We start from the raw sequence: 24,408 nt of genomic DNA, 5'->3' as shown, positions 1-24,408 counted from the left end.
TTGCTGCATAAGGGTTAGATGCCAATTTGATGCATAAAAAAGCCTGCGCTATTGCGCAGGCTTTTTTGATGGTTTATCGCACGGTCGGGGCCGCGATCAGTACTTGAAGCCTGCGCTCAACTCTTCAAACAACTCGGTATAGATGCGGTAGCGGTTGGGGTGGATGTAGTGGGGGCTGCCTTCGTTGTCCACTTCAGCCATCACTGCGCAGCCGGGCTCGTGCAGGTGCGTGCAGTTGTAGAACTTGCACTGATCGGCCAGCGCGCCGATATCGGGCATGCAGCGCGGCAGGTCGGTGGCCGCAATGTGGTAGAGACCAAACTCCTGAAAACCGGGTGAGTCAATGATGGCCGTGCTGCGCTCGGCATCCATCCAGTACCAACTGGTGGTGGTGGTGGTGTGCTTGCCAGTGTTGAGCACGCGCGAGATCTCATTCGTTGCCGCCTGGGCACCAGGCACCAGCAAGTTGATGAGCGTGCTCTTGCCGACGCCCGAAGGGCCCAGCACAAAGGTGCGCTTGCCGTGCAGCAGGGCCACCAGGGCTTCTTTTTGCTCGGGGTCATCGCTGGTCAGGTTCAGCGGAATGATGGGGTAGTGATCGCTGCCGTCCTCGTTGAGGATGCCGCGGTAGGCTTCCAGGCGCTGCCAGGCCAGGGCAAAGGGCTCTTCCAGGTCGTACTTGTTGAGTGCGATGATGGGGGTGATGCCAGCATCTTCCGCCGCAATCAGGGCACGGGCGAGCTGGCTTTCCGAGAACACGGGCTCGGCCGCGATCACGATCAGCACCTGGTCCAGATTGGCGGCGAAGGTTTTGGTGCGAATCTCGTCCTGGCGGTACAGCAGGTTGCTGCGCTCCAGCACTTTCTCGATCGTGCCTTCCTCGCCTTGGCCGGGTGGCGGCGCTTGCCACAGCACACGGTCGCCGACCACGGCCTGGCTTTTCTTGCCGCGCGGGTGGCAAATACGGCGTTCGCCGTCATCGGTTTCAACGATGCAGTGGCGGCCATGGCTGCCGACGACCAGCCCTTCGGTGGAGGCGGCTGCGGAGGCGACGGCGGCTTTGCTATGTCTGCGGCTCATGCGGCACTCACAGGGTTAGGGGTGGCAGGTTGGGGCATGCGTGCCAGACGCTCTACCGCAGGCGGGTGAGAGTAGTGGTAGCGCGCGTACACGGGGTCTGGGGTGAGGGTGGAGGCATTGTCCTCATACAACTTTAGCAAGGCACTGGCCAGGGCGCTGCCCTGGGCTTGCTGCATGGCATAGGCATCGGCCTCAAATTCATCGCGGCGTGAGAAATGCGCCATCAGCGGTGACAGCCAGAAGGTGAACACCGGCATGGCCAGCATGAACAGCAGCAATGCCAGTGCGTCGTCGTAGTCGGGCAGGCCAAAGACGAGGGCCGTGCTGGGGGTGACCCCCAGACCGGTGTAAAACCACACTTGCTGCGACAGCCAGCCCAGTATGGCGAAGCCGATCAGGCTCAGCACCCACATGCCGATCATGCGCTTGGTGATGTGTCGGTGCTTGAAGTGACCCAGCTCGTGCGCCAGCACGGCTTCCACCTCATCGGCATTGAGCTGCTTGAGCAAGGTGTCATAGAACACCACACGCTTGGATGCGCCAAACCCCGTGAAATAGGCGTTGGCATGTGCCGAGCGGCGGCTGCCATCCATGACAAACAGCCCCTTGGCGGCAAAGCCGCAGCGCTGCATCAAGCGGGTTACGCGGCTGGTGAGGGCTTCGTCGGACAGGGGTTCAAACTTGTTGAACAGCGGAGCGATAAAGCTGGGGAAGACCCACATCAGCAGCAGCTGAAAGCCCGTCCAGATGGCCCAGGCCCATAGCCACCAGAGGCTGCCAGCGGCCCCCATGAACCACAGGATGACCCAGGCAATCGGCAGACCGATAAGGGCGGCCAGTACGGTGGATTTGAGCAGGTCGCCCAGCCAGAGGGCGGGTGTGTTCTTGTTAAAGCCAAAACGCGCTTCCAGCACAAAGGTCTGGTAGAGCGAGAAAGGCAGATCCAGCAGGCCGGAAATCAGCGCGAAGGCTGCCAGCAGAGCCAGTTGCTGGGTCATGCCGGGTGCCATGGTGCCCAGCAGCGCGGTGTGCAGTGCATCCAGACCGCCCAGCAGGGTCCAGCCCAGCAAAATCACCGCACCCCAAGCCATGTGGGCCAGGCCGAAACGTGCTTTGGCCAGTGTGTAGTCCGCCGCCTTTTGGTGGGCGGGCAGTGCAATGTGCGCGGCAAAGGCGGCTGGTACCTGGTGACGGTGCTGGGCCACATGGCGCACCTGGCGCGTGTTGAGCCACAGCTGCACCAGCAATTGCAGCGCCAGAGTGAGGGCAAAAGCCAGAGTCAGCACCATCGAGGGGGAAAGAGCATTTGTTGTCGGCATTGGCGGCGAGTGTAGGCGACAATTTAGGGATGTCTCTTGCCTCTTCCTCTGAAACCCCAGTGCTGCCCAAGTCTGATCTCAATTTGGTGTGGCTCGATTGTGAAATGACGGGGCTGAACCCCGAACACGATCGCATCATCGAAATTGCCGTGGTCATCACCAATGCCAACCTGGATGTGCGGGTGGAAGGGCCGGTGTTCGCTATTCACCAAAGCGATGCGCTGCTCGGCGGCATGGATGCCTGGAACAAGGGCACACACGGACGCAGTGGGCTGATTGACCGAGTGAAAGCTTCCGAGGTGGATGAGGCGCAAGCCGAAGCCGCCCTGATTGCCTTCTTGAGCAAATACATCCCCAAGGGCAAAGTGCCCCTGTGCGGCAACAGCATTGGGCAAGACCGCCGCTTTCTGGCACGCTACATGCCCAAGCTGGAGGCGTATCTGCACTACCGCAATGTGGATGTGAGCACCTTCAAAGAGCTGGCCAAGCGCTGGAAGCCCGAGGTGGTGAGCAGTTTCAAGAAGGCGCAGCGCCATACCGCGCTGGCGGATGTACTGGAGTCGATCGACGAGCTGGTGCACTACCGCAAGCACTTTTTGGCAGAGCCCACGGTGCCTGGCTTGCAACAAACCCCTAGCATTTGAAGAAATATGGCAGGCGTGCGATAATCGCCGTCTTGCCTTGAGATGGCGGTCCGATTGACACAGCGACTGCCAGGCAATTTGCGCATCTCCCATCACTCACCGGGCACCGACACCCGCACGCCGGGCTGCTTTTCACAGTAGCCAGCGCTGCCGAATACGACAGCCCACCGTTTCCACCACTGTGGAACGCATTGTTTGACGGTTGATGTTTCCCTAACCGTCATGAAAGCAGCACTGCCGCTGGGTATGGTGCCGCTTTCCGCGTGAGAACTACATGAACGAAATTTTGAATGAGCAGGGCCAAGTGGCCGCTGCAGACGTTGCTTTGGACGCAACTTTGGACACCATGCTGGCCGATATGGATGCAGCCGACGCTGTGGTCGTTGAAGAGCCCCAAGGCCCCAACCCCTTTGAACAGCTGGGCCTGGCCCCTGAGCTGGTGCGTGCGGTGTCCGATCTGGGTTACACCAACCCCACCCCTGTGCAAGCCCAAGCCATTCCTTTGGCCATGGGTGAGGGCGCAGACGCGGATGGTTATATCGACCTGATGGTGTCTAGCCAGACTGGCTCGGGCAAGACCGCTGCTTTCTTGCTGCCTGTGCTGAACACGCTGATCGAGCAGCGCGCTGAAGCCGATGCAGCCGCCAAGGCTGAGTTCGACCGTCTGTGTGCAGAAGCCGCAGCGCGTGGCGAACCTACCCCCAAGCGTGCCAAGCGCAAGGACCCCACCAATGCGCGCAACTTCAAGGCTGCCGTGCCTGGCGCCTTGGTGCTGTGCCCCACGCGTGAATTGGCACAGCAAGTGGCGCATGACGCCATTGAGTTGGTCAAGCACTGCCGTGGCCTGCGCGTTGCCAACGTGGTAGGTGGTATTCCTTACCAGCTGCAAATAGCCAAGCTGCAAAACGCCGACTTGGTGGTGGCTACCCCTGGCCGTCTGCTGGACCTGCAGCGCTCGCTGCAGATCAAGCTGGACAAGGTGCAATTCCTGGTGGTCGACGAAGCCGACCGCATGCTGGACCTGGGCTTTGCTGATGACTTGGCTGAAGTCAACCAGATGACGGCCCAGCGCAAGCAAACCATGATGTTCAGCGCCACATTTGCACCCCGCGTGCAACAGCTGGCCATGCGTGTGATGCACGACAACGGCGCCAACGTGAAGAAGGTGACCATCTCCACCGCGCAAGAAAAGCACACCAACATCAAGCAAGTGCTGTTCTGGGCTGACAACGCCCAGCACAAGCGCAAGATGCTCGATCACTGGCTGCGTGATGAGTCCATCAATCAAGCCATTGTGTTTGCTTCTACGCAAGTGGAATGTGATGGTTTGGCGACCGACCTGCAAGAAGCGGGCTTCTCCGCGGCTGCCTTGCACGGTGCTTTGAGCCAAGGTTTGCGCAACCGTCGCCTGATGGCGCTGCGCAACGGTCAAATCCAGATCTTGGTAGCGACCGATGTGGCTGCGCGTGGTATTGACGTGCCCACCATCACCCACGTGTTCAACTACGGTCTGCCCATGAAGGCCGAAGACTACACCCACCGTATTGGTCGTACCGGCCGTGCCGGTCGCGAAGGTGTGGCCGTGACGTTTGCGGAATTCCGTGACCGTCGTCGCGTGTTCGATATCGAAGGCTACACACGCCAGCAGTTCAAGGCGGAAGTGATTCCTGGTCTGGAGCCGCAACAGCGTTTCCCTGCTGCTGGTGAGCGTGATGGCCGCCGTGGCGGTGGTGGTGCTGGCCGTGGTGGCTTTGGTGGCCGTCGTGATGGCGAAGGCTTTGGCCGCAAGCAAGGTTTTGGCGACCGTGGTGGTTTCGGTGGCGGCCAGCGTCGCGAAGGCGGCTTTGGTGGCGGCGACCGTGGTGGCTTCGGTGGCGATCGTCCCCGCTTTGGTGGCGACCGCGACCAGCGCGGTGGCTTCGGTGGTGACCGTCCTCGTTTTGAAGACCGTGGTGGCTTTGGTGGCCAGCGTCGTGAAGGTGGTTTTGCGGATCGCAAGCCAGCTTTTGCTGATCGCGGCGACCGTGGTGGCTTCGGTGGTGATCGTCCCCGCTTTGGTGGCGACCGCGACCAGCGCGGCAGCTTCGGTGGTGACCGTCCCCGCTTTGGTGGTGGCGATCGTCCAGCGGGCAACTTCGGTGGTGATCGTCCTGCAGGTAACTTCGGTGGCGGTGACCGCGACCGTGGTGGCTTTGGTGGCGGCCAGCGCCGTGAAGGCAAGTCCTTCGGTGGTCGTGATGACCGTGGTGGTGATCGTGGTGGCTTTGGCGGCGAGCGCCGCAAGAGCTTCTCGCGCGACCGTTAAGCGGTGTTCGGGGTGGCGCACTGCGCTGCCCTTGCGCACAACAAAAAAACCGGCTGAGGTCGGTTTTTTTGTGCCTGCTCGAATGGTGCAGGTTGGGGTTAAAAAATATAGCTGGTTGCGCTGATCCATGCAGCATTTCAATGCTTTTTTAGCCTGAAAGCGCGTAGATGCATGCGCATGCAGCTCTTGTTTTTGATGTGAGGAAGTGCGCAGGCAACAAAAAACCCGCCTTGTTTCCAAGGTGGGTTTTGTTTGGTGGGCCCTGAGTGATTCGAACACTCGACCAACGGATTAAGAGTCCGCTGCTCTACCAGCTGAGCTAAGAGCCCTTCAGCCTGAAGGGTTCACTGCCGAGGCAATGAAGAAAAATTTGGTGGGCCCTGAGTGATTCGAACACTCGACCAACGGATTAAGAGTCCGCTGCTCTACCAGCTGAGCTAAGAGCCCTTCGGTATCAAACCGAAGTGCCAATTTGTTTTCAAAAAACAAACCGACAAAAAAGTGGTGGGCCCTGAGTGATTCGAACACTCGACCAACGGATTAAGAGTCCGCTGCTCTACCAGCTGAGCTAAGAGCCCACTTTGTATCGCTTGCAATCAAGCGAAGCAGCTATTATGCACCAATTTTGCCCGGGCTACGGGAAAGTACGTGTTTTTTCCAGTGGGCGCAGCAGGCCTTATTGCATGGCATTGCGGCTGGCCAGCTCGACAAACAGGCCGCTGTGGTCCAGGTCACCCAGGCCATGCTCCACGCCGTCGGCATACAGTTGCTCAAACAGGGCGGTGATGGGCGCATCAAAGCCAATTTCGGCCGCCGTGGCCAGGGCATTGCGCATGTCCTTGAGCTGCACGGTCATCTTGCCGCGTGCGGCAAAGTCGCGCTCCACCATGCGCTGGCCGTGCAGCTGCAGGATGCGGCTGTCGGCAAAGCCGCCTGTGATCGCTTCGCGCACCTTGGCGGGGTCGGCTCCACCTTTGGCGCACAGCAGCAAAGCCTCGGCCACGGCACCAATGCTGATGCCCACAATCATCTGGTTGGCCAGCTTGGCCAGCTGGCCTGCACCGTGCGGCCCCACGTGGGTGGCACGGCCCAACGGGGCAAACAGCGGCTGGGCCGCCTGAAAATCTTCGGGTTTGCCACCGGCCATGATGGCCAGGGTGCCCGCTTCCGCACCCACGGTGCCGCCTGAGACAGGGGCATCCAGATGGCGCAGGCCGCGCTCGGACAGGCGGGCTGCATGGTCACGTGCTTCACGCGGCTGGATGGAGGCCATGTCCACCACCAGCGTGCCGGAGCGCATGCCGTGAATCGCACCGTCTTGCCCCATGCCAAACAGCACCTCCCCCACCACCTTGCCGTTTTCCAGCATGCTGATGACGTAGTCCGCCTGCAGGCAGGCTTGGCGTGGGGTGTCGTGCACATGGGCGCCTTGCGCGGCCAGTGGCTCGGCTTTGCTGCGGGTGCGGTTCCAGGCATGGACCTCATGGCCTGCAGCCAGCAGGCGGCGTGCCATTGGCAGGCCCATCAGGCCGCAGCCCAGCACGGCAATACGCAAAGGCGTGTTGGAAGAGGCGATCAACGGTAGTCTCCGGTCATGGTGGGTGGGTGGCACAGCGCCTGCCGGGCAGGCACCAGCCACTGCAGCGGGAATGATGGGGATTTTTTTTCACACAGGCTTGCAAATGGCTTGCAAGCATGCGGTGAAAAGTCATGGCTGTTGTGACTTGGTTGCGAGCTTGTCGCTGTACGGTGCGCCATGATGCGTGAGCGCACAGGGCACTACCCGCTTGAGCCGGCCGGAGAATGGCAACAGGGCGTAACGTCAGTGCCCAGGCCGTGCCGGATGTGCGGTACGGGTGGTGATCAGCGGCGGAGAGCGGCGTTCAGGCGCACGGTGATGAATAGCAATGCAGCGCGGCGTCAGGCGTGTGGCAGCGCGTTGGTGGTGGCGCGTTTGCCAATCAGCAGGCGGAAGGGCAGCAGCAGGCACACGGCCATGACCAGCTTGACACCCAGATCGCCCAATGCCCAGGTCACCCAGGGCAGGTCTTCGCCCGCAAAGCCAATGCCCCAGAACACGCAGGTATCCAGCACGGCGGCCAGCATGGTGGCAATCAGCGGTGCACGCCACCAGCGGCTTTGGCGCAGGCGGTCAAATACGGTGATGTCCAGCATCTGCGAAAGCAGGAAGGCCAGGCCCGAGGCCGCGGCAATGCGCACCGGTGCCAGCACGGCCGAAGCCGCGACCGCCACGGCAAAGCCCACCCAGGCCACGCGCCGTGCCTGGGCCGGGCCAAAGGTGCGGTTGACCAGTTCGGTCACCAAAAACGCAAAGGGGTAGGTGATGGCCCCCCAGGTCAACCAGTCATTGATGGCAAATTGCACCAGGATGTTGGAAGACAGCACGACCAGGCCCATGGCCAAGACGGCTAGGGTGATTTGGGAAGCGCGAGGAGCGGGGTAATGCATCACCGGTACCTTTGAGATTTAGTAAGCGCCCGAGTTGCGCACGCCGGAAGAGGGGACCGGCACGCCGAGTACTGCGCAGGCCAGCGCTTCGCCCACTTTGATACCGTCCACGCCGGCTGACAAGATGCCGCCCGCATAGCTGGCACCTTCACCGGCGGGGTACAGGCCCCGGGTGTTCAGGCTTTGGAAGTCGGCGCCACGCGCAATCTTGACGGGCGATGAGGTGCGGGTTTCCACACCGGTGAGCACCGCGTCATGCATGTCGTAGTCGCGCAGTTTTTTACCAAAGGCGGGCAGGGCCTCGCGCATGGCCTCAATAGCGAACGCGGGCAGGGCGTGGTGCAGATTGCCCCAGGTGATGCCCGGCTTGTACGAGGGGGGGACGCCGCCCACGTCGGCCGATGCGTTGCCGGCCACAAAGTCGCCCACCAGCTGGCCGGGGGCGTTGTAGTTGCGCCCGCCGAGCAGATAGGCCTTGGATTCCAGCTGGCGCTGGAACACCACGCCGGACAGGGGGTGGTACTCGCCGGGTTGCAGGTGCTCGACGCCATAGGTCTTGCCCTCAAATGCCCAGGCAAACGATTTGGCGTCTTGGGGGTAGTCAGACGGCTCAATGGCGCAGACCATGCCTGCGTTCGCATTGCGCTCGGCGCGCGAGTACTGGCTCATGCCGTTGGTCACCACGCGCTCGGGCTCGCTGGTGGCTGCCACCACGGTGCCACCGGGGCACATGCAAAAGCTGTAGACCGCGCGGCCGTTTTGGGCGTGGTGCACCAGTTTGTAATCGGCGGCACCCAGCAGTGGGTGGCCAGCATGCTTGCCCCAGCGGGCCTTGTCGATCAGGCTTTGCGGGTGTTCGATACGGAAGCCCACCGAGAAGGGCTTGGCCTCCATGTACACGCCGCGTTCGTAGAACATGGCGAAGGTGTCGCGCGCGCTGTGGCCCAGTGCCATCACCACCTGATCGGTTTGCAGGGTATAGCTGTCGCCCGTTGCCTGCTTTAAAACTTGCAGCGCGGTCACGTGGCGCGCTTCACCTTCACCCTCGATGGTGATATCGGTCACGCGCTCTTCAAAGCGGATTTCACCGCCCAGTCGCACGATCTCTTCACGGATGCCTTCCACCAGCTTCACCAGCTTGAAGGTGCCGATGTGGGGGTGGGCGGCATACAGAATTTCTTCGGGCGCACCGTAGGTGACAAACTCGGTCAGCACCTTGCGGCCCAGATGGCGCGGGTCTTTGATCTGGCTATAGAGCTTGCCGTCCGAGAACGTGCCGGCACCGCCTTCGCCAAACTGCACGTTCGATTCGGGCGACAGCTCGCGTTTGCGCCACAGGCGCCAGGTGTCTTTGGTGCGCTCGCGCACGGTTTTGCCGCGCTCCAGCACGATGGGCTTGAAGCCCATTTGCGCCAGCACCAGCGCCGCAAACATGCCGCAGGGGCCAAAGCCCACCACCACAGGGCGGTGTTGCAAATCGGCAGGCGCGTGGCCCACGGGTGTCCACGACATATCGGGTGTGGGGTTGACGTGGGAGTGCTCGGAAAACTGGGCCAGCAATGTGGCTTCTTGGCTTGCGTTGGTCAGCGTGATGTCGACGATGTAGACGGCCAGCAGCTCAGCCTTTTGGCGCGCATCAAAGCTGCGTTTGTGCACCGTCAGCTGGGCGATGGCGCTTTCGGAAATCCCCAGGCGCTCTGCTGCCAGTGCACGCAGCTTGGCGTCGGGGTGGAATTCGGTGTGGTTCTCGGGGTCGTATTGCAGCGCCGAGAGGGGAAGTTTGAGTTCTGCGAGGCGAATCATGGCTTGTAGTGATCAAGCAAGAAGAAGCCGTGCATCGTAGCGTGAAGCGGCCTGCAATGCCTTGCACGCCAGCCTTGCTAGGGTCCTACGCACGGATTTAAAAAGGTGAGCTACTTGCGTAATACGTATAAGGCTTTGAGGCATATTTTGTGCATATCCATCAACATCTTGGCCAGCAAGTCCAAAGCGGCCTGCCGCACAATGCGGGCGTGATTGCCTCTTCTTCCTTGCCCGTGGTGGCCTCTTCTTTGCTGCGCATTGACGCAGCCTCTTCCCAAGCGCCTTTGAGCGCGGAGCAGCAGCTATTTAACACTTGGGTGCAGCGCATTGCCGATCAACGTGCCTGGCTGCAAGCCTGGGACGAAGCCGTGCAAGCGTGCCGCAGCCGTTTTGCGCGCGACGGCGCACCGCTGCGCACCCGCTATTTGGATTTGCAAGCCGATCTGGCGCAGTACCTGGACCAGCAAACCGCTCGCAAGCTCTCCAAGCTGGAGCGCCAGTTGCTGGAAACTTGTTTGCTCGAATCTGCGCAGCAAGTGGCCGATTTGAGTGATACCCCTGCCCAACGCGCCGCCATGCAAGAGCTGGTGCGCCGTTACACGCCGGAAGACGCAGTGGACGTGGAGGACGAGGACAGCGTAGCGCCGCCAGCAAGTGCCGCCACCCCATCGGCCGCCCCCAACGGCGAGGACATCGACTGGGAAGACGCGGACGCCGTGGCACAGTTTTTGGAAGCCCAAGAACAAGCCGCTGCTGCGCAGGCCGAACGCGCCCGCGCACAGCACCAAGCCCAGCGCCAGCAGCGCAAGGCCGCACAAGCCAAAAAGGCCCAAGGCCCGACGGCCGCAGAGCTGGCCACCCAGTCGTTGCGTGAGGTGTACCGCCGCTTGGCCAGCCGCTTGCACCCCGACCGCGAGCAAGACCCGGTAGAGCGCGAACGCAAAACCGCGCTGATGCAGCGCGTGAATATGGCATACGAAGCGGGCCGCCTGATGGAGTTGCTGGAGTTGCAGTGGGAGGCCGAGCAAATGGACCCCGCCAAGCTCGCGCAACTGAGTGATGCGCGCCTGGCTCCCTACAACCGCATGCTGCAAGAGCAATGGAACGATCTGCAACGTGATGCGCAGGCGCGTACCCAATCGTTTGCCCACGAGTTTGGTTTGGACAGTACGGCGCGCCTGCAGCCCGGCAAGCTGATGGCGCAGGTGCGTGAGCGTCTGCAACAACTGCAAGGCGGCATCGACTACCTGCGGCAACTGCTCCAGGCCTTCGATGATGACCCAGATACCCTGCGCCAGTGGCTCAAACACGAGCGCACACTGGCACGCAGGCAGTCTAAAGGCGCTCAATAAAACAGCTTGGAGTGACCCACGCCACCGGCCTTGTCCACGCGAATTTGCACCGGAATGCGCTCTTTGAGCGCTTCCACATGGCTGATGATGCCAATCATCTTGCCGCTGGCGTTCAGGGAGTCCAAGGCGGTCAAGGCCGTCTCCAGCGTATCGCCATCCAGCGTGCCAAAGCCTTCGTCCAGGAACAGTGAGTCGATCGAGGTTTTGTGGCTCACCAGATCTGACAGCGCCAAGGCCAGCGCCAAGCTCACCAAGAACGATTCGCCACCGGACAGCGTGCGCGTATCGCGTGCCACATCGCCTTGCCAGCTGTCCACAATGTCCAGCTCTAACTCGCCCGTGGGTTTGCGCTGCAAGCTGTAGCGGCCATGTAGGCGCAACAGGTGCTGGTTGGCCAGTTGCAGCAAGTGATCGAGCGTCAGGCCTTGCGCAAATTTGCGGAATTTGTCGCCCTTGGCAGAACCAATCAGCCCATCGAGGCGCTGCCACATCTCGCTGTCTTGGGCCTGTAGCGCGATCTGCGCCAGCAAGGCCTGTTGCCCTTGGCGGTGGCCATCATCATCTTGCAGGCGTGCACGGGCTGCACCCAGTTGCTCGGTCAATGTGCTGCGTTGCTGCTCCAGTTCATCCCAACGGGCTTGCACCATGTCCGCGGGCAGCTCCGTCAGCGCTTGTTGCTGCAATTGCGTCTGCTGCAAGTGGGCTTGCTCCAACAACGTTGCAGTGCGTTGTACGGTTTCGCTCAAAGCGCGTTGCAGCCGCTGCAGGCGCTCACGTTCGGGCTGCGGCAAGCAGGCATCCTGGAACGCTTGCACATCGGCAAACGGGCTGTCTTGCAATGCTTGCTGCCATGAGGCTTGAGCCTGCGCGCTCGTTGCCTGCTCTGCAGCGGCAGCGCTGCGGCACTCCGCGATCTGACCTTGCAACTGCGCCAACTGTTGGGACTGCTCGGTGAGTGCTGCCGCGCAATCTGCCAGCGTGGTGGCAAGCGATGCAGTGTCAGGCGCAGGCATGGCTGCGGCATGCAACGCCGACACCGGAAAGGCAGCGCTGCGCGCTTGCCACTGGGCAGCCGTTTGCTGTGCCTGCTTCACGTTGTGCTGTTGCAATGCGCATTGGGGCACCAACTGCTGCAATTGCTGCGTGTTGTCCTGCCAGTGCTGCCACTCCAGCTGGCGTGCCCCTAGCCATGTGGCGGTGGCTGCCGCATCTGGCGCTGTCTGACCGCTCTCTGCCAACGTGGCTTGCAACTGCGTTTGGAGTTGTTGGAGTACATCGGTTTGCTGTTGCACTGCCTCATGCGCTTGCTGCAGGTGCTGCTGGGCTTGGAGCAGGCGTTCCGTTAACAAGGCCAACTGGTGGTTGGCGGCGCCCAAGGCCAAGCTCGCTGCATGGTGCGCCGCCGTAGCGGTGTGCAGTGCCCGTTCACCGTCTTCAGCACTGCGCAGAGCGTGCGCCAAGGCATGAAAACGGCTTTCAGCCTGCAGCAGCGCCGCAGCCAGCGGCGCTTCCTCCTGCCAACCATCGCCAGACGCATCGGGCTGCTGCAGGGCCTGCCATTGCTCGGCACTGCGCAGCCTGTCGGCTTGCAGTTGCTGGCGCTGCGCCTGCCACCCATCCCAACGCTGCTGCACCGTTGCACGTGCAATTTTTTCGGCTTCACCTTGTGCTTTCAACTGCTCTAACGCATCTTCTGCGGTGCGCAGTGCTGTTTCGGTCACGGATACATCCAGCGCCTGATAGGCCGCCACGGCTGGGTGCTCTTGCGCGCCGCACAAAGGGCAAGCCTGCCCCGGTTGCAGCGCGTGGCGGTGCGTCTCTAGGCTTTGAATGCGGTGCTCTTGCTCCAGCAATTTGCGTTTATCAAACACCACCTCGCGCTGGGCGGCAAAACGGTGGCGCAAATCCTCTAGGGCGGCGTCATGCCCAGAGAGCACCTCGGCCGCAGCCGTGATGTCCGCGCCCAGCTGGCTATGCAGCTGCGCTTGTTCACGCCGGGTAAGGGCCACGGCTTGGCACTGTTTGGCATGCGTGACGGCTTCTTGCGCGGATTGCCAGCCTTGGCGCAAGTCGGCCACGGTGGCGCTGCCGTGCTGCGCCAGCAGCCGTTGCTGCGCATCCGAGGCGGCTTGCCATGCATCGCTTGCGGCTTTTTCAGCCGTGGTTGCTGCATCCACCCCAGCTTGTTGGGTCAGTTGATCACGCTGCAGTTGCTCGACATCGGTGTTGCTTTGCTGGGCGCTGCGCTGCTTTGCAAGCAGTTGATCTTGTGCCTGTGCGCGCTGCTCCAGCAGGGCGCGCCAGCGGCCCAGTTGCTCGCCCAATAAGCCATGGGCTGCGTGGATGTGCTGGTAGCGTTGGTGCGTCTCCAACCTGTCTTGCAAAGACTGCCATTGCTGCTGGGCCGCCGCCGCATCGCTATCTGCCAGTTGGGCAGCATGCTGATGCAAATAGGCCTCAAGCGCTTGCTGTATAAGCGCTTGCTGCTCTAGTTTCTGTAATTTTTCTTGCGTGCGTTGATGGGCTTGCCAGCTGCTTTGCCAATGCTGATAAGCAGGTTGCAGCAACTGCGCAGGGCCATCTTGCTCCAGCCTTTGCAAGTCCGCCGCCGCTTGGGTTTGTGCTTGTAAGGCTTGCTGCTCATCTACGGTGGCTGCATCGACCTTTTGTTGGGCGGCTGCACAGTCCCGCAGCCATTGCAGTTGCGCTTGGGTGGTGCGCCAATCGGCTTGCGTGCGGTCAAGTTCGGTGTTGAGCTGCAGCGTGCTGGCTTCTAAGTCCGCACGTGCTTGGGCGTCCAGCAGTTGCACTCCATCCGCCTGTGCTTGGATGTACTTCAGCGCCTCGCGTGCCTCGCGAGCGCGCTCGAACACGGTCTGCGAAATCTGGCCGTAAATCTCGGTGCCAGTCAGCTCTTCCAGCAGTTCCGCACGGTCATTGGCGCTGGCATTCAAAAAGGCCGCAAAGCCGCCTTGGGCCAGCAACATGGATTTGGTAAAGCGCCCAAAGTCCAGCCCGGTGATGGTGGCCACGCGCTTGATTTTTTCGTTGCTGTGCGTGGTCAGTACCGGCCCTTCGCCGGTGGCGGGGTCAATCTCGGCCAACTCGACCTTGGGCGATTGCAGCGCGCCGTCTACTTTGTCGCGCGCGCGGCGCTGGCTCCAGAAGGCGCGGTAGGTGGCGCCTTGCACTTCAAACAGCACCTCGGCCATGCAGTCGGCGGTGTGGCGCGTCATCAGGTCATTGCTGGTACCCCCCACACTGTTCAGGCGCGGGGTCTGGTGGTACAGGGCCAGGCAAATGGCATCCAGCAAGGTGGACTTGCCCGCCCCGGTCGGGCCGGTGATGGCAAATAGGCCGTTGTCCACAAAGGGGGGCTGGCGAAAATCGATCGTCCACTCGCCTTTGAGGGCGTTGAGGTTTTTCAGGCGCAGGCTCAGAATTTTCATGCCGCATCTCCTGCGCGCAGGCTGGAAATCACGTCTTGATAGCGGCTGTTCAAAGCAGCTTGCAACGCGGGGTCCATCGTTTCTTGTGCCAGGCGGCGTGCAAAGACTTCCGTGGGCGTGAGCGCGTCCAAGGATTCGCCACTGTCGGTGAACAATTGCGCCGTCGCTGTACCTCGCTGGCGCTTGATGCGCAGCACTTGTAAAGGCAAGTCTTGCACCATGGCCTCGATGCGAGGGGCGAGGTCGGGCAGGTAATCGTCTTCTTGCACGGTCACTTCCAGCCACACCGGGTGCTCGGCACTGCCTTGCGGCACCAGCGCTTGCAGCAGTGCAGGCAGATTTTTCAAATTACCAGTGACCGATGCCAGCGCTTGGCAGACAGGCGTCGCCAATGGGGTGACGGCTTGCAGGCCTTGTGCATCTAGATCTACCAGCAGCACTTCTTTGGTTTGCTTGGCTTCATCAAAGCCCAAGGCAATGGGTGAGCCGCAGTAGCGGATGTGCTCCAGACCACCGACTTTTTGCGGTTTGTGAATATGCCCCAGCGCAATGTAGTCGGCTGGCGGAAAGGCTGCAGTTGGGAATGCCTCCAGCGCGCCGACATAAATCTCGCGCACGGACTCGTTGCTGCTCGCCCCTACGGTGGTGAGGTGCCCCGTCGCCACAATGGGCAGTTGCACGCCGTGTTGCGCCAAGTGCTCGGCTTGCACGGCTTGGACCGCCGCAAACACTTGGGCGTAAGTGTCTTGGATGGCGGTTTGCAGGCTGCGCTGTTTGTCTTGCGCACTTTGACCGGCCACGCTGGTTTGCACATCGCGCGGGCGAATAAACGGCAAGGCGCAGACGATGCAGCCAGGCTGCGCTGTGCCACGCAAAGGCAAGGTCACCACGTGCTGCGCTGCATCGCCGGTGGCTGCTACCACCGTGGTGTTCAGGTGCTGCATCAGCGGCAAGCTTTCGCTGAGTACGCTGACGGAATCGTGATTTCCCCCCAGCAGCAGCAAGGCGACATTGCGCTGGTGCAGCTGCGCAATCAGGCGGTAGTACAGCGCCCGGGCGTAGCTAGGCGGCGTGCCGGTATCAAAAATATCGCCCGCAATCAGCACGGCATCCACGGCCTGGGTGTGCACCTGTTCCAGTAGCCAGTCGATCAGCGCGGCGTGCTCACGCTCGCGGCTGTGGTTCATAAAGCTTTGGCCCAGGTGCCAGTCAGAGGTGTGGAGGATGCGCATGCGGTCGCTGTCAAAGCCCAAAATCAAAACCAAGCAGGCATCTTAGCGAGGCTGGGCTGTACGTACTGGCCATGCGGAATGCAGGCCGACAGCGGGCGCCGGGTATACGCCAACGCCTGCGGCAGTGTCCGGCATGCGACACGCGGAGCCGATGAGCGGTAGGTGTCACGCAGAGGGCACCGCGCGCACAGCCAGCGTACAAGCGGCTGTGCGGCCTGGTATTGCACTGCACGATGTGGTTTGCCCTAGAGCGGCTTTTTTTAGGGGCAGACCCGCACAGCGGGATGGCCCATGCCTTTTAGATTGAAGTGGCTGAGCAACCACACACACCAGGAGGCAAGGATGCAACGACGTGCTGGAATTTGGGCTGCAGTGGCCATGGCCGCGAGCATGGCAGTGGGGGCGGTGCATGCGCAGCCCGAAGTTTTTCCGAACAAACCCATCACACTCATCGTGCCGTATGGCCCGGGTGGCGTGACCGATGTGATTGCGCGGGCTTTGGGGCTGGGGATGGGCAAGGCGCTGGGCCAGAGCGTGGTGGTGGAAAACAAGCCCGGTGCGGCGGGGGCGATGGGGGTGGTGGACATGCTTGGCTACCAAGCCCGATGGCTATCGGCTGACGCTGGCACCGGTGGGCATTTTTCGCCAACCGTACATCCAGAAGGTGAACTACGACCCCGTGCGTGATCTGAGCTATATCGCTACGTTCATGACCTATGACTTCATCTTGACCGTGCCTGCGGGCTCACCCATCCAGACGCTGCAGGACTATGTGGCGTGGGCCAAGCAGCATCCGGGACAGATGAGTTATGGCACACCGGGCAAATTCACCGCCAACCACGTGGCCATGGCGCTGCTGGAGAAGAAGACCGGCATCACGCTCAACCATGCACCGTTTAAGGGCGATGCAGACGCCATCAACGCTTTGTCGGGCGGCCACATCCAATCCGCCATTTTTGCCAACAGCATCTTGCCGCAGCTGCAAGCCGGCAAGGTGCGTGCTCTGGCGACGGCCGCAGACCGCAGACCCGAAGCATTTGCCCATGTGCCCACCTTCCGCGAAGCGGGCTATGACTTTGAGGTGCCGTCCCCGCTGGGTATTGCCGGGCCCAAGGGCATGCCTCTAGAGGTGGTCAAGCGGCTGGATCAGGCCATTCAAACGGCCATGGAAGACCCGGCCTTTCAGCAGGTGGTGCGCAACTACGGCATTCGCACCGATTACCGCGACCACCAGGCGTACACGGCGTTCGCCAAACAGGCGTTTGCCGAGGAAAAAGAGATCGTGCAGGGCATTGGTCTGGAGTGAGGCGCGCTCACTGCACCTGCAGGCGTATGCATTGCAGCGCCGGGTGCAGCTCGCAGCGCAGCAAGGTCATGACATGGCCGTCAAAACACATCTCGGTGCGCAGCCGTTGCCCATCCAGGCTGACCAGCCAGGCAATGTCTTCCGCGCAGATGCGTCGGGGCGGCAGGGGGAGCGGGCCGGCGGGGCCGTGGACTTCCAGGGCCACAGGGCCGTCTTCGCCAAAAATATGCAGGTACTCGGGCAAGGTGGGGGTGGCGTTCATGGCGCGTGCGGAAAGTGGTGCATGCCTGCCACCATAGAAAGCCGCAGACCCGCCTGTCCAGCGATCACATCAAACACTGGGTGAAGGTGTGGGCGGTCTGCACAGGGGTTGATGCAGCGCAGGGGCTGCTGGCCGGTGTTTGTCAAAAAACTGAGCTGCTTGCGCTGGTTAATGCTTGGTTTTCAGATGGTTTTGTTGTGAATGTTCGGTAAATCAAGCGCTGGCAGTTATCAAAAAACAAGCCCCTGTTGGGGCTTGTTGGTTGGGCATGTAGCGCGTTCACATGCGAAATACGTCCAGCGTGCGTCGCAGGATGCTGGCGTTGGTATCCATGTCCTGCGCGGAATGGGCCGATTCTTCGGCCAGCCGCGCGTTGTCTTGCGTGACGGCGTCCAGATCGTTCAGCGCGTCGTTGACCTGCGAGATCCCGATGGTCTGCTCGCGCGTGGCGGTCACCACGCTGTGGATCAAGGTGCTGACCTGCGCGACCGATGCCACCGCCTGATGGATGGTGCTGCCCGCATGCTGCATGTGGCGCGCGCTTTGGTCCATCTGGCTGCTGGAGGCCGCAATCAGCTGGCGGATCTCTCCGGCCGCCTTGGCGCTGTTTTGCGCGAGGCTGCGCACCTCGCCCGCCACCACGGCAAAGCCCCGGCCTTGCTCCCCGGCGCGCGCGGCTTCCACGGCGGCGTTGAGCGCAAGAATATTTGTCTGAAACGCAATGCTCTCGATGGTCGAGACAATGTGCCCCATCTGCTGTGACGACTGGTGCATGCCTTGCACCAGCCCACTCACATCTTCCATGGCCTTGCCGCCTTGCACCGCCAGCTGGGCGCTTTGCTCGCTGTGGACCTTGACCTTTTCAGTCGCATTTTGTGCATGGGCGACGGTAGCGGACAGTTGCTCCATGGCTGCAGCGGTTTCCTGCAAATCCTGCGCCTGACGGTCGGTGCGCTGGGCCAGGTTGATCGCGCCTTGCGTCAGGTTGCGCGACAGCATGGAAAAGCCTTCGATCTCGTGCCGTGCATCGCCCACCACGGCGCGCAAATTGATGTGCACCTGCTTGAGGCGTTCCAGCAGAAACGCCATGGGGTGGCGGCCCAGATAGTCGGGCAGTGGGGTGTCGAGTTTGCAGCCCGCAATGTCACGCGCCAGAAAAGCCACCAGGCGAAACGGTTGCGTGATGCGGATGTGCTGGCGGTACAGCGCAAATGCCGTCAACACCGTCAGCAGGGCGGCTTGCACACCCAGTTGCCAGCTGGCCTGCCAGCCCATCAGCGGAAACAGCAGTGCCACCAGCCAGATGGGGGCCAGCAACGCCAGCAGGCGCTGGGTGAAGCTGGCGCGCTGCAGCTTGCCCAGGTGGTTGAGCAGCCCGCTTTTGCGCACCCGCCCGGCGTGCAGGTACATCGATCCTTGGGTGCCGGATTGGAAGCACGCATACAGCGCGCTGGCTGCGCGGACTTCGCCCTCCGACGGTTTGACGCGCACCGACATATAGCCCACGGGCTTGCCATCTTCGATGATCGGAGTGACATAGGCGCGCACCCAGTAGTAGCGCCCGTCCTTGCGGCGGTTCTTGACCACGCCCGACCAGGCGCGGCCATGGCCAATCGTGGCCCACATGTCCTTGAAGGCATCGGCAGGCATGTCGGGGTGGCGCACGATGTTGTGTGGCTGGCCCATCAGCTCTTGCATGCTGAAGCCGCTGACATGGATGAATGCCGCATTGCAGTGCGTGATGCGCCCGGTGCGGTCTGTGGTGGACATCAGCAGCTCGCTGTCAGGCACCACAAATTCTTCATCGCGCAGGGCCTGCATGGCTGGCGGGGCCAGCTTGCGCAGCGCGGGTTCAAACACCGGCGGTGCGGGTGGTGTGCGTGGTGTTTTGGTGGATGGCGTGCGCGGCGCGGCAGCGCGGGCTGGCGGAGCCTGCGGGCGTTCGACGGTGGCGTGCATGGGGTTCCCTTGTGTGAGTCCTTGTTCGCACAGGGAGCACCCACGCAAACGGCATCACATGCTAGGGAGGCGCAGCCGGCAAGCGCTGCCGTTTATCTTGCCGGGCTGCATTGAATGATGCATTTTTGCGCTGCATCAAGCGTTCGGTGGGCTTACAACTGACCTTCCGAGGGTTCGCTCAAGAAACCACCGCTTTGGTGCGCCCACAGCCGCGCGTAAATGCCGCCCAGCTGCAGCAGTTGCTGGTGCGAGCCTTCTTCGACGATGCGTCCCTTGTCCATGACCACCAGGCGGTCCATGGCCGCGATGGTGGACAGGCGGTGGGCGATGGCAATCACCGTTTTGCCATGCATCAAGCCGTCCAGGCTTTGCTGGATGGCGGCTTCGACTTCGCTGTCCAGGGCACTGGTGGCTTCGTCCAGCAGCAGAATGGGGGCATCCTTGAGCATGACGCGCGCAATCGCCACGCGCTGGCGCTGGCCGCCCGAGAGTTTCACCCCGCGCTCGCCCACCTGGGCGTCATAACCGCTGCGGCCGTGGCGATCGGTCAGGGTGTCAATAAAGTCGGCGGCTTCGGCGCGCTGCGCGGCGGCATGCATCTGCGCTTCGCTGGCGTCGGGGCGGCCATACAGAATGTTCTCGCGCATGGACCGGTGCAGCAGCGAGGTGTCTTGCGTGACCATGCCGATGGCGCTGCGCAGGCTGTCTTGCGTGACCTGGGTGATGTCCTGCTCATCAATCGTGATGCGCCCCGATTGCGCCTCGTGAAAGCGCAGCAGCAGATTGACCAGCGTCGATTTACCTGCGCCCGAGCGGCCGATCAGGCCAATGCGCTCACCGGGGCGGATGCGCAGGTTCAGGCCGTCAATCACGGGCTTGCCGCCATCCTTGTAGGCAAAGCACAGGTTCTCAAAAGCAATGGCGCCGTGGCGCACCTGCAGTGGTGCGGCGTTGGCTGCGTCGGTGATGGTGCGTGGCTTGGACAGTGTGGTGATGCCATCTTGGATGGTGCCCACGTTCTCAAACAGCCCGGTCATTTGCCACATCACCCAGTGCGAGTAGCCCGACACGCGCAGGGCCATGGCAATCACGGCAGCCACCACACCGGCGCCCACGGCACCCGTGCTCCACAGCCACAGCGACAGCCCTGAGCTGCTCAGCAGCAAAGCGGTGATGAGGATCTGGTTGGTGACTTCAAATTGGCTGACCAGGCGCATTTGCGCATAGCCAGTGACTTTGAAGTCATCCATGGCGCTGCGTGCGTATTCGGCTTCGCGGCGCGTGTGTGCAAACAGCTTCACAGTGGCAATGTTGGTGTAGGCATCGGTGACACGGCCCGTCATCAGCGAGCGTGCATCGGCCTGCGCCTTGCCAACGGCCCCCAGGCGCGGCACAAAGTACCAGCACGCTGCGCCATAGGCCAGCAGCCACAGCCCGAAAGGCAGCAGCATGAAGGCGTCAAAGCTGCCTGCCAGCAGCAAGATACTGATGAAGAACACGCCCACGCCCACCAGTACATCGACCACGATGAACACCACCTCGCGCACGGCCAGTGCGGTCTGCATGATCTTGGTGGTGATGCGGCCGGCAAACTCGTCGGCGTAGAACGACATGCTTTGCCCCAGCATCAGCCGGTGGAACACCCAGCGCATACGCATGGGGAAATTGATCGCCAGTACCTGGTGTTTGACCATGGTCTGCAGCGCCAGCAGGGCCACACTGCCCAGCAAGATGGTGGCAATGCCCAGCAGACTGCCGCGCTGCACCTGCCACAGCTGCGCGGCAGGGGTGGTGGACAGCCAGTCCACCACGTGGCTCATCACCGCAAACAAAAAGGCTTCGTAGACCGACATGGCCGCGCTGACCAGCGTAAGCAGCAAGATCCAGCCGCGCATGCCGCGCGTGCAGGCCCACAGAAAGGCGACAAAGCCCGTGGGCGGCAGTTGCGGCTCAGCGGTCGGGTAGGGGGGGATGCGGTGTTCAAAAAAGCGAAACAAGATGGTGCCTCTCCTTGTCGCTCTGATGGTAGGCGAGTGCCATGTCCTGCGCGCAGTGCGGGCTATCGGCACGCACTGCGTTGCTTTGAATTGATAGCTGCTTGCGCAGTGCTATCAAGCGTTAGGGGCTGTTTTTGTGTTGATGGTGGGCAGTTGCAAAACGGCGCACAAGCCGCCGTCTTCTGCGTTACGCAGCAGCAGCTCGCCGTGGTGTCGGCGCGCAATGTCGCGGGCAATCGACAGCCCCAGACCCACGCCACCATGGTGGCGGTGGCGTGAGTGCTCCATGCGCACAAACGGCTGCATCACCTCTTGCAGCGCAGACTCGGGCAGGCCGGGCCCATGGTCGCGCACGGTGATGCAGACGTGGGTCTCGGTGTGCGCCACATGAATCTCTGCCCCGCCGCCATAGCGCAGGGCATTGCCAACCAGGTTGTCAATGCAGCGGCGCAGTGGGCCGGGCTGTGCCTCGATCAGCGAGGCATCGCCGCTCAGGGGAATGACTGCGCCGCTGAGCGCGTGGTCATCGACCACGCTTTGCAGCAAGGCGTGCAGGTGTATGCGCACCATCTGCGGCCCCTGGGCCTGACCGCGCAGGTAGTCCAGGGTGTCGCGAATCATGCTTTCCATTTCAGCCACATCGTGCTGGATGTCGGCACCCGCCTGCGCATCGTCCAGCATTTCGGCGCGCAGGCGCAAACGGGTCAGCGGGGTGCGCAGGTCGTGCGAGACGGCGGCCACCAGGCGGTCGCGGTCCTGCAATTGCTGGCACAGCTGCTCTTGCATCTGGTTGAACACATGGCTGGCCTCGCGGCATTCCAGGGGGCCGCTCTCGGGCAGCGGCGGGCGGTGCAAATCACGCCCCAGCTCCTGCGCGGCCACGGCCAGCTGGCGGATGGGGCGGGCCAGCCAGCGCGCAGCAAACCATGCGGCAACCAGCAGGGCCAGCAGGCGCACGCCCATGTCGATCAGAAACGTCCACAACGGCATGGGCTGGGGATGGGGTGGCGGGTGCTGCCCATCGTCCACCAGTTGTGGGGCAATGCGGCGTACGGTGTAGCCATGTTTGTCCTGGCCCAAGGTAATGGGCTGCAGCACCGGGTCACTCTGCATGGGCGGGCGTGGCTGGGGTGGCGGCTCTGGGGGCGGAACGCGGAATTCAAACATCAGCGTCAGCGCCAGCAGATGGCTGGCGATGGCCACCAGGGCCAGCAGAGCAGCCAGTCGTGCAAACAGCGAATCAGGCCAGCGCAGCCAGCGGCGCGCAGTGGTGCGCATGGGCATCACAGCGGGCATGACTGCACCTGCTGCACGCTCAACATATAGCCGGCACCGCGCACGGTTTTGATCAGGGCGGCGCCGGGCTGCCCCAGCTTGTGACGCAGGCGCGAGACCAGCAGGTCCACGCTGCGGTCCAGGTTGTCCAGGGTTTTGCTTCCCGCGTGTTCCATCAGTTGCTCTCGGGTGAAGACACGGCGCGGCGCATCCAGCAAGCAGTCCAGCAGGCGGTATTCGGCATACGACAGGGGGATGACCGTGCCATCCGGGTCGAGCAGCTGGCGCTCCAGGCGCTGCAACGTCCAGCCATCAAAGCGTACTGCCACGGCCGCGTGCACATCGTCTGGCGCGGCAGATTTGCGGCGCAGCACGCTGTGGATGCGGGCAACCAGCTCACGCGGCTCAAACGGTTTTCCCATGTAGTCATCGGCGCCCAGCTCCAGCCCCACCACGCAGTCTGCGGTGTCGGCGCGGGCGGTCAGCATGATGATGGGGATGGGCGAGCTTTGCCGCAGCAGGCGTGCTAGTGTCAGACCGTCGGTGCCGGGGAGCATCACGTCCATGACGATCAGATCAATGGGCTGGGCCTGCAGGTGCGCATACATGCTGGCGCCATCGTGGGCGCAGAACACGCGAAAGCCATAGCGCCCCAGGTACTGGCTGAGCAAGGTGGTGATCTCTGCATCGTCATCCACCACCAAAATTCCGTACATCTTGCGTTCTTCCCTTGAATCCACCTTCGACAGCCTGGGCGGTGCGGCCGAGTGTAAAGACCTACTTAGGGCGTGATGGCGCAAAACGCAGCGTGCTGGTGGCTTTATTTGGCGGGCCAAGCAGGGGTTTTGTATCAACTTCTGTACAAAACTGACAACAAGGATTTACGGCCTCCGCGCAGCATGGCATGCGGCTCGCTGTGCGTCTTGGATGGGATATTTGGCAAGAGCGGGCCTTAAAGAAAGGAACCCCTATGACCAGCATATCCAGCCTGGGCAGCAGTACGTGGAGCAGCATTTCTGCCCTGCAGCAGCGCCAGCCCCAGAAATTGAGTGAAAAGCTGCAAGACAGCTTTGATACGGACGGCAGCGGCGGTTTGAATACCGACGAGTTGCAGTCCATGATGGACGAGATGTCCAGCCGCACAGGTCAAGCCAGCGGCAGCAGCGCGCAAGACCTGTTGGCGAACAACGATGCCAATGGCGATGGCAGCTTAAGCACCGACGAGCTGGACGCAGCGCTCAGCAGCATGGCGCAGGCCATGCAAGCGCCGTCCACCATGTCGTTCGCACAAAGCCGTGGCGCGCAGGCCGCAGACGATCTGTTTTCCAAATTCGATGCCGATGGCAGCGGTGGTGTGAGCAGCACGGAACTGCAATCGTTGATGTCCGACATGAGCGGAAAAACGGTGAGCGAAGAGGATGCGAAAGCCATGTTCGCAGCGCTGGACAGCGATGCCGATGGCAGCTTGAGCCAAGCGGAATTCGAGGCAGGACGCCCGAAAAACGCTGGCGGAATGCCGCCTTCGGGCCCACCTCCAGCGGGTGGCGCTGACAGCACGCAAGCTTCAGCGGAGACGGAAGGCGCATCGGGCGCAGCCCCAGTGGGTGGCGCAGGCGGCGGCAGCACGACGACGGTGTATGACGCGTTGGACACCAATGAAGATGGTGAAGTGTCGCTGGAAGAGCGTTTGGCCGGTGCCCAAAAAGCGGCTGAAGCCCAGGCCAAGCTCAGCGGTGGGGATTCCAGCACGGCCAGCGCCAGCCGATCGGTGGACCAGGACTGGGCACGCCAGGCCTTGAGCAAAGCCGTGAATGCGGCATATAGCGCCGCCAGCGGCCAGGAAAAAGCGGCCACCAGCACGTTCAGCTACGCGGCATAACTTGTGCATGAAAATGACCGCTAGCGCTTGCTAAGCTTGCGCAAGCAGCTATGAAAAAAGCCGCAGGCATGGGCCGG

The 24,408-nt window shown here is 62.0% G+C and carries 18 protein-coding genes and 3 tRNA genes; 6 read left to right on the top strand and 15 right to left on the bottom strand.

Annotated elements, in window-relative coordinates; genetic code table 11:
- Nucleotides 1–96: 96 nt before the first annotated feature.
- Nucleotides 97–1,080: a ribosome small subunit-dependent GTPase A gene (gene rsgA, locus AC27VO_RS08820; protein WP_488666328.1), complete on the bottom strand. Its 984-nt coding sequence runs from the start codon at nucleotides 1,078–1,080 to the stop codon at nucleotides 97–99.
- Nucleotides 1,077–2,369, bottom strand: coding sequence for a M48 family metallopeptidase (locus AC27VO_RS08815; RefSeq protein ID WP_488666327.1), 1,293 nt, complete (start codon nucleotides 2,367–2,369; stop codon nucleotides 1,077–1,079). The genes rsgA and AC27VO_RS08815 overlap by 4 nt, the downstream gene beginning before the upstream one ends.
- A 59-nt stretch (nucleotides 2,370–2,428) precedes the next feature.
- Here AC27VO_RS08815 and orn point away from each other — a divergent pair, with 59 nt between their 5' ends.
- Both orn and AC27VO_RS08805 read left to right on the top strand, forming a co-directional pair.
- On the top strand, nucleotides 2,429–3,043 hold the full coding sequence (gene orn / locus AC27VO_RS08810; protein ID WP_488666326.1) for an oligoribonuclease: 615 nt from the start codon (nucleotides 2,429–2,431) through the stop codon (nucleotides 3,041–3,043).
- A 274-nt stretch (nucleotides 3,044–3,317) separates the two neighbouring features.
- Nucleotides 3,318–5,348 (top strand): DEAD/DEAH box helicase, encoded by a 2,031-nt coding sequence (locus AC27VO_RS08805; protein ID WP_488666325.1) that lies wholly within the window; start codon nucleotides 3,318–3,320, stop codon nucleotides 5,346–5,348.
- 253 nt (nucleotides 5,349–5,601) lie between these two features.
- On the opposite strand, the gene AC27VO_RS08800 is transcribed toward AC27VO_RS08805, so the two are convergent.
- The 6 genes from AC27VO_RS08800 to AC27VO_RS08775 all read right to left on the bottom strand — a co-directional run bounded on the left by AC27VO_RS08800 (nucleotide 5,602) and on the right by AC27VO_RS08775 (nucleotide 9,620).
- Nucleotides 5,602–5,677, bottom strand: a tRNA-Lys gene (locus AC27VO_RS08800).
- Between the two features lie 42 nt (nucleotides 5,678–5,719).
- Nucleotides 5,720–5,795 (bottom strand) — tRNA-Lys (locus AC27VO_RS08795).
- Nucleotides 5,796–5,850: 55 nt separating this feature from the next.
- A tRNA-Lys gene (locus AC27VO_RS08790) sits at nucleotides 5,851–5,926 on the bottom strand.
- A gap of 98 nt (nucleotides 5,927–6,024) precedes the next feature.
- Entirely contained in the window at nucleotides 6,025–6,927 is a 903-nt protein-coding gene (locus tag AC27VO_RS08785) for an NAD(P)-dependent oxidoreductase (RefSeq protein ID WP_488666324.1), read from the bottom strand.
- A gap of 341 nt (nucleotides 6,928–7,268) precedes the next feature.
- Nucleotides 7,269–7,817, bottom strand: a complete 549-nt coding sequence (locus tag AC27VO_RS08780; RefSeq protein WP_488666323.1) for a VUT family protein — start codon at nucleotides 7,815–7,817, stop codon at nucleotides 7,269–7,271.
- 18 nt (nucleotides 7,818–7,835) lie between these two features.
- Nucleotides 7,836–9,620, bottom strand: coding sequence for an NAD(P)/FAD-dependent oxidoreductase (locus AC27VO_RS08775; RefSeq protein WP_488666322.1), 1,785 nt, complete (start codon nucleotides 9,618–9,620; stop codon nucleotides 7,836–7,838).
- Between the two features lie 209 nt (nucleotides 9,621–9,829).
- Between AC27VO_RS08775 and AC27VO_RS08770 the strand changes: the two genes are divergently transcribed.
- Nucleotides 9,830–10,972, top strand: coding sequence for a J domain-containing protein (locus tag AC27VO_RS08770; protein ID WP_488666321.1), 1,143 nt, complete (start codon nucleotides 9,830–9,832; stop codon nucleotides 10,970–10,972).
- On the opposite strand, the gene AC27VO_RS08765 is transcribed toward AC27VO_RS08770, so the two are convergent.
- Nucleotides 10,966–14,421, bottom strand: coding sequence for an AAA family ATPase (locus AC27VO_RS08765; protein WP_488666320.1), 3,456 nt, complete (start codon nucleotides 14,419–14,421; stop codon nucleotides 10,966–10,968). The genes AC27VO_RS08770 and AC27VO_RS08765 overlap by 7 nt on opposite strands.
- The gene (gene sbcD, locus AC27VO_RS08760) at nucleotides 14,418–15,653 is read right to left on the bottom strand and encodes an exonuclease subunit SbcD (protein WP_488666425.1); all 1,236 of its coding nucleotides are present in this window, start codon (nucleotides 15,651–15,653) and stop codon (nucleotides 14,418–14,420) included. Before sbcD ends, AC27VO_RS08765 begins: the two co-directional genes overlap by 4 nt.
- 342 nt (nucleotides 15,654–15,995) lie before the next feature.
- On the opposite strand from sbcD, the gene AC27VO_RS08755 reads away from it, so the two are divergent.
- Together AC27VO_RS08755 and AC27VO_RS08750 are read left to right on the top strand one after the other, a co-directional pair.
- Complete coding sequence (locus AC27VO_RS08755; protein WP_488666319.1) at nucleotides 15,996–16,340, top strand: hypothetical protein; 345 nt, start codon at nucleotides 15,996–15,998, stop codon at nucleotides 16,338–16,340.
- Nucleotides 16,243–16,959 carry a tripartite tricarboxylate transporter substrate binding protein gene (locus tag AC27VO_RS08750; RefSeq protein WP_488666318.1) on the top strand — a complete coding sequence of 239 codons (717 nt, stop codon included), beginning with the start codon at nucleotides 16,243–16,245 and terminating at the stop codon, nucleotides 16,957–16,959. Before AC27VO_RS08755 ends, AC27VO_RS08750 begins: the two co-directional genes overlap by 98 nt.
- A 7-nt stretch (nucleotides 16,960–16,966) precedes the next feature.
- Here AC27VO_RS08750 and AC27VO_RS08745 read toward each other — a convergent pair whose 3' ends face one another.
- From AC27VO_RS08745 to AC27VO_RS08725, 5 genes are all read right to left on the bottom strand, one after another.
- The gene (locus AC27VO_RS08745) at nucleotides 16,967–17,221 is read right to left on the bottom strand and encodes a hypothetical protein (RefSeq protein WP_488666317.1); all 255 of its coding nucleotides are present in this window, start codon (nucleotides 17,219–17,221) and stop codon (nucleotides 16,967–16,969) included.
- 279 nt (nucleotides 17,222–17,500) lie between these two features.
- Entirely contained in the window at nucleotides 17,501–19,180 is a 1,680-nt protein-coding gene (locus AC27VO_RS08740) for a methyl-accepting chemotaxis protein (protein ID WP_488666316.1), read from the bottom strand.
- Between the two features lie 152 nt (nucleotides 19,181–19,332).
- Complete coding sequence (locus AC27VO_RS08735; protein ID WP_488666315.1) at nucleotides 19,333–21,177, bottom strand: ABC transporter ATP-binding protein; 1,845 nt, start codon at nucleotides 21,175–21,177, stop codon at nucleotides 19,333–19,335.
- Between the two features lie 114 nt (nucleotides 21,178–21,291).
- Complete coding sequence (locus AC27VO_RS08730; RefSeq protein ID WP_488666314.1) at nucleotides 21,292–22,473, bottom strand: ATP-binding protein; 1,182 nt, start codon at nucleotides 22,471–22,473, stop codon at nucleotides 21,292–21,294.
- Nucleotides 22,461–23,168, bottom strand: coding sequence for a response regulator (locus AC27VO_RS08725; RefSeq protein WP_488666313.1), 708 nt, complete (start codon nucleotides 23,166–23,168; stop codon nucleotides 22,461–22,463). The genes AC27VO_RS08730 and AC27VO_RS08725 overlap by 13 nt, the downstream gene beginning before the upstream one ends.
- 254 nt (nucleotides 23,169–23,422) lie before the next feature.
- Between AC27VO_RS08725 and xopAW the strand changes: the two genes are divergently transcribed.
- Entirely contained in the window at nucleotides 23,423–24,331 is a 909-nt protein-coding gene (gene xopAW, locus AC27VO_RS08720; RefSeq protein ID WP_488666312.1) for a XopAW family type III secretion system calcium-binding effector, read from the top strand.
- Nucleotides 24,332–24,408: the final 77 nt, after the last annotated feature.

The organism is Comamonas sp. 14P8.1.4 (genome assembly GCF_057799285.1).
This window is presented reverse-complemented; position numbering and strand designations above follow the sequence as displayed.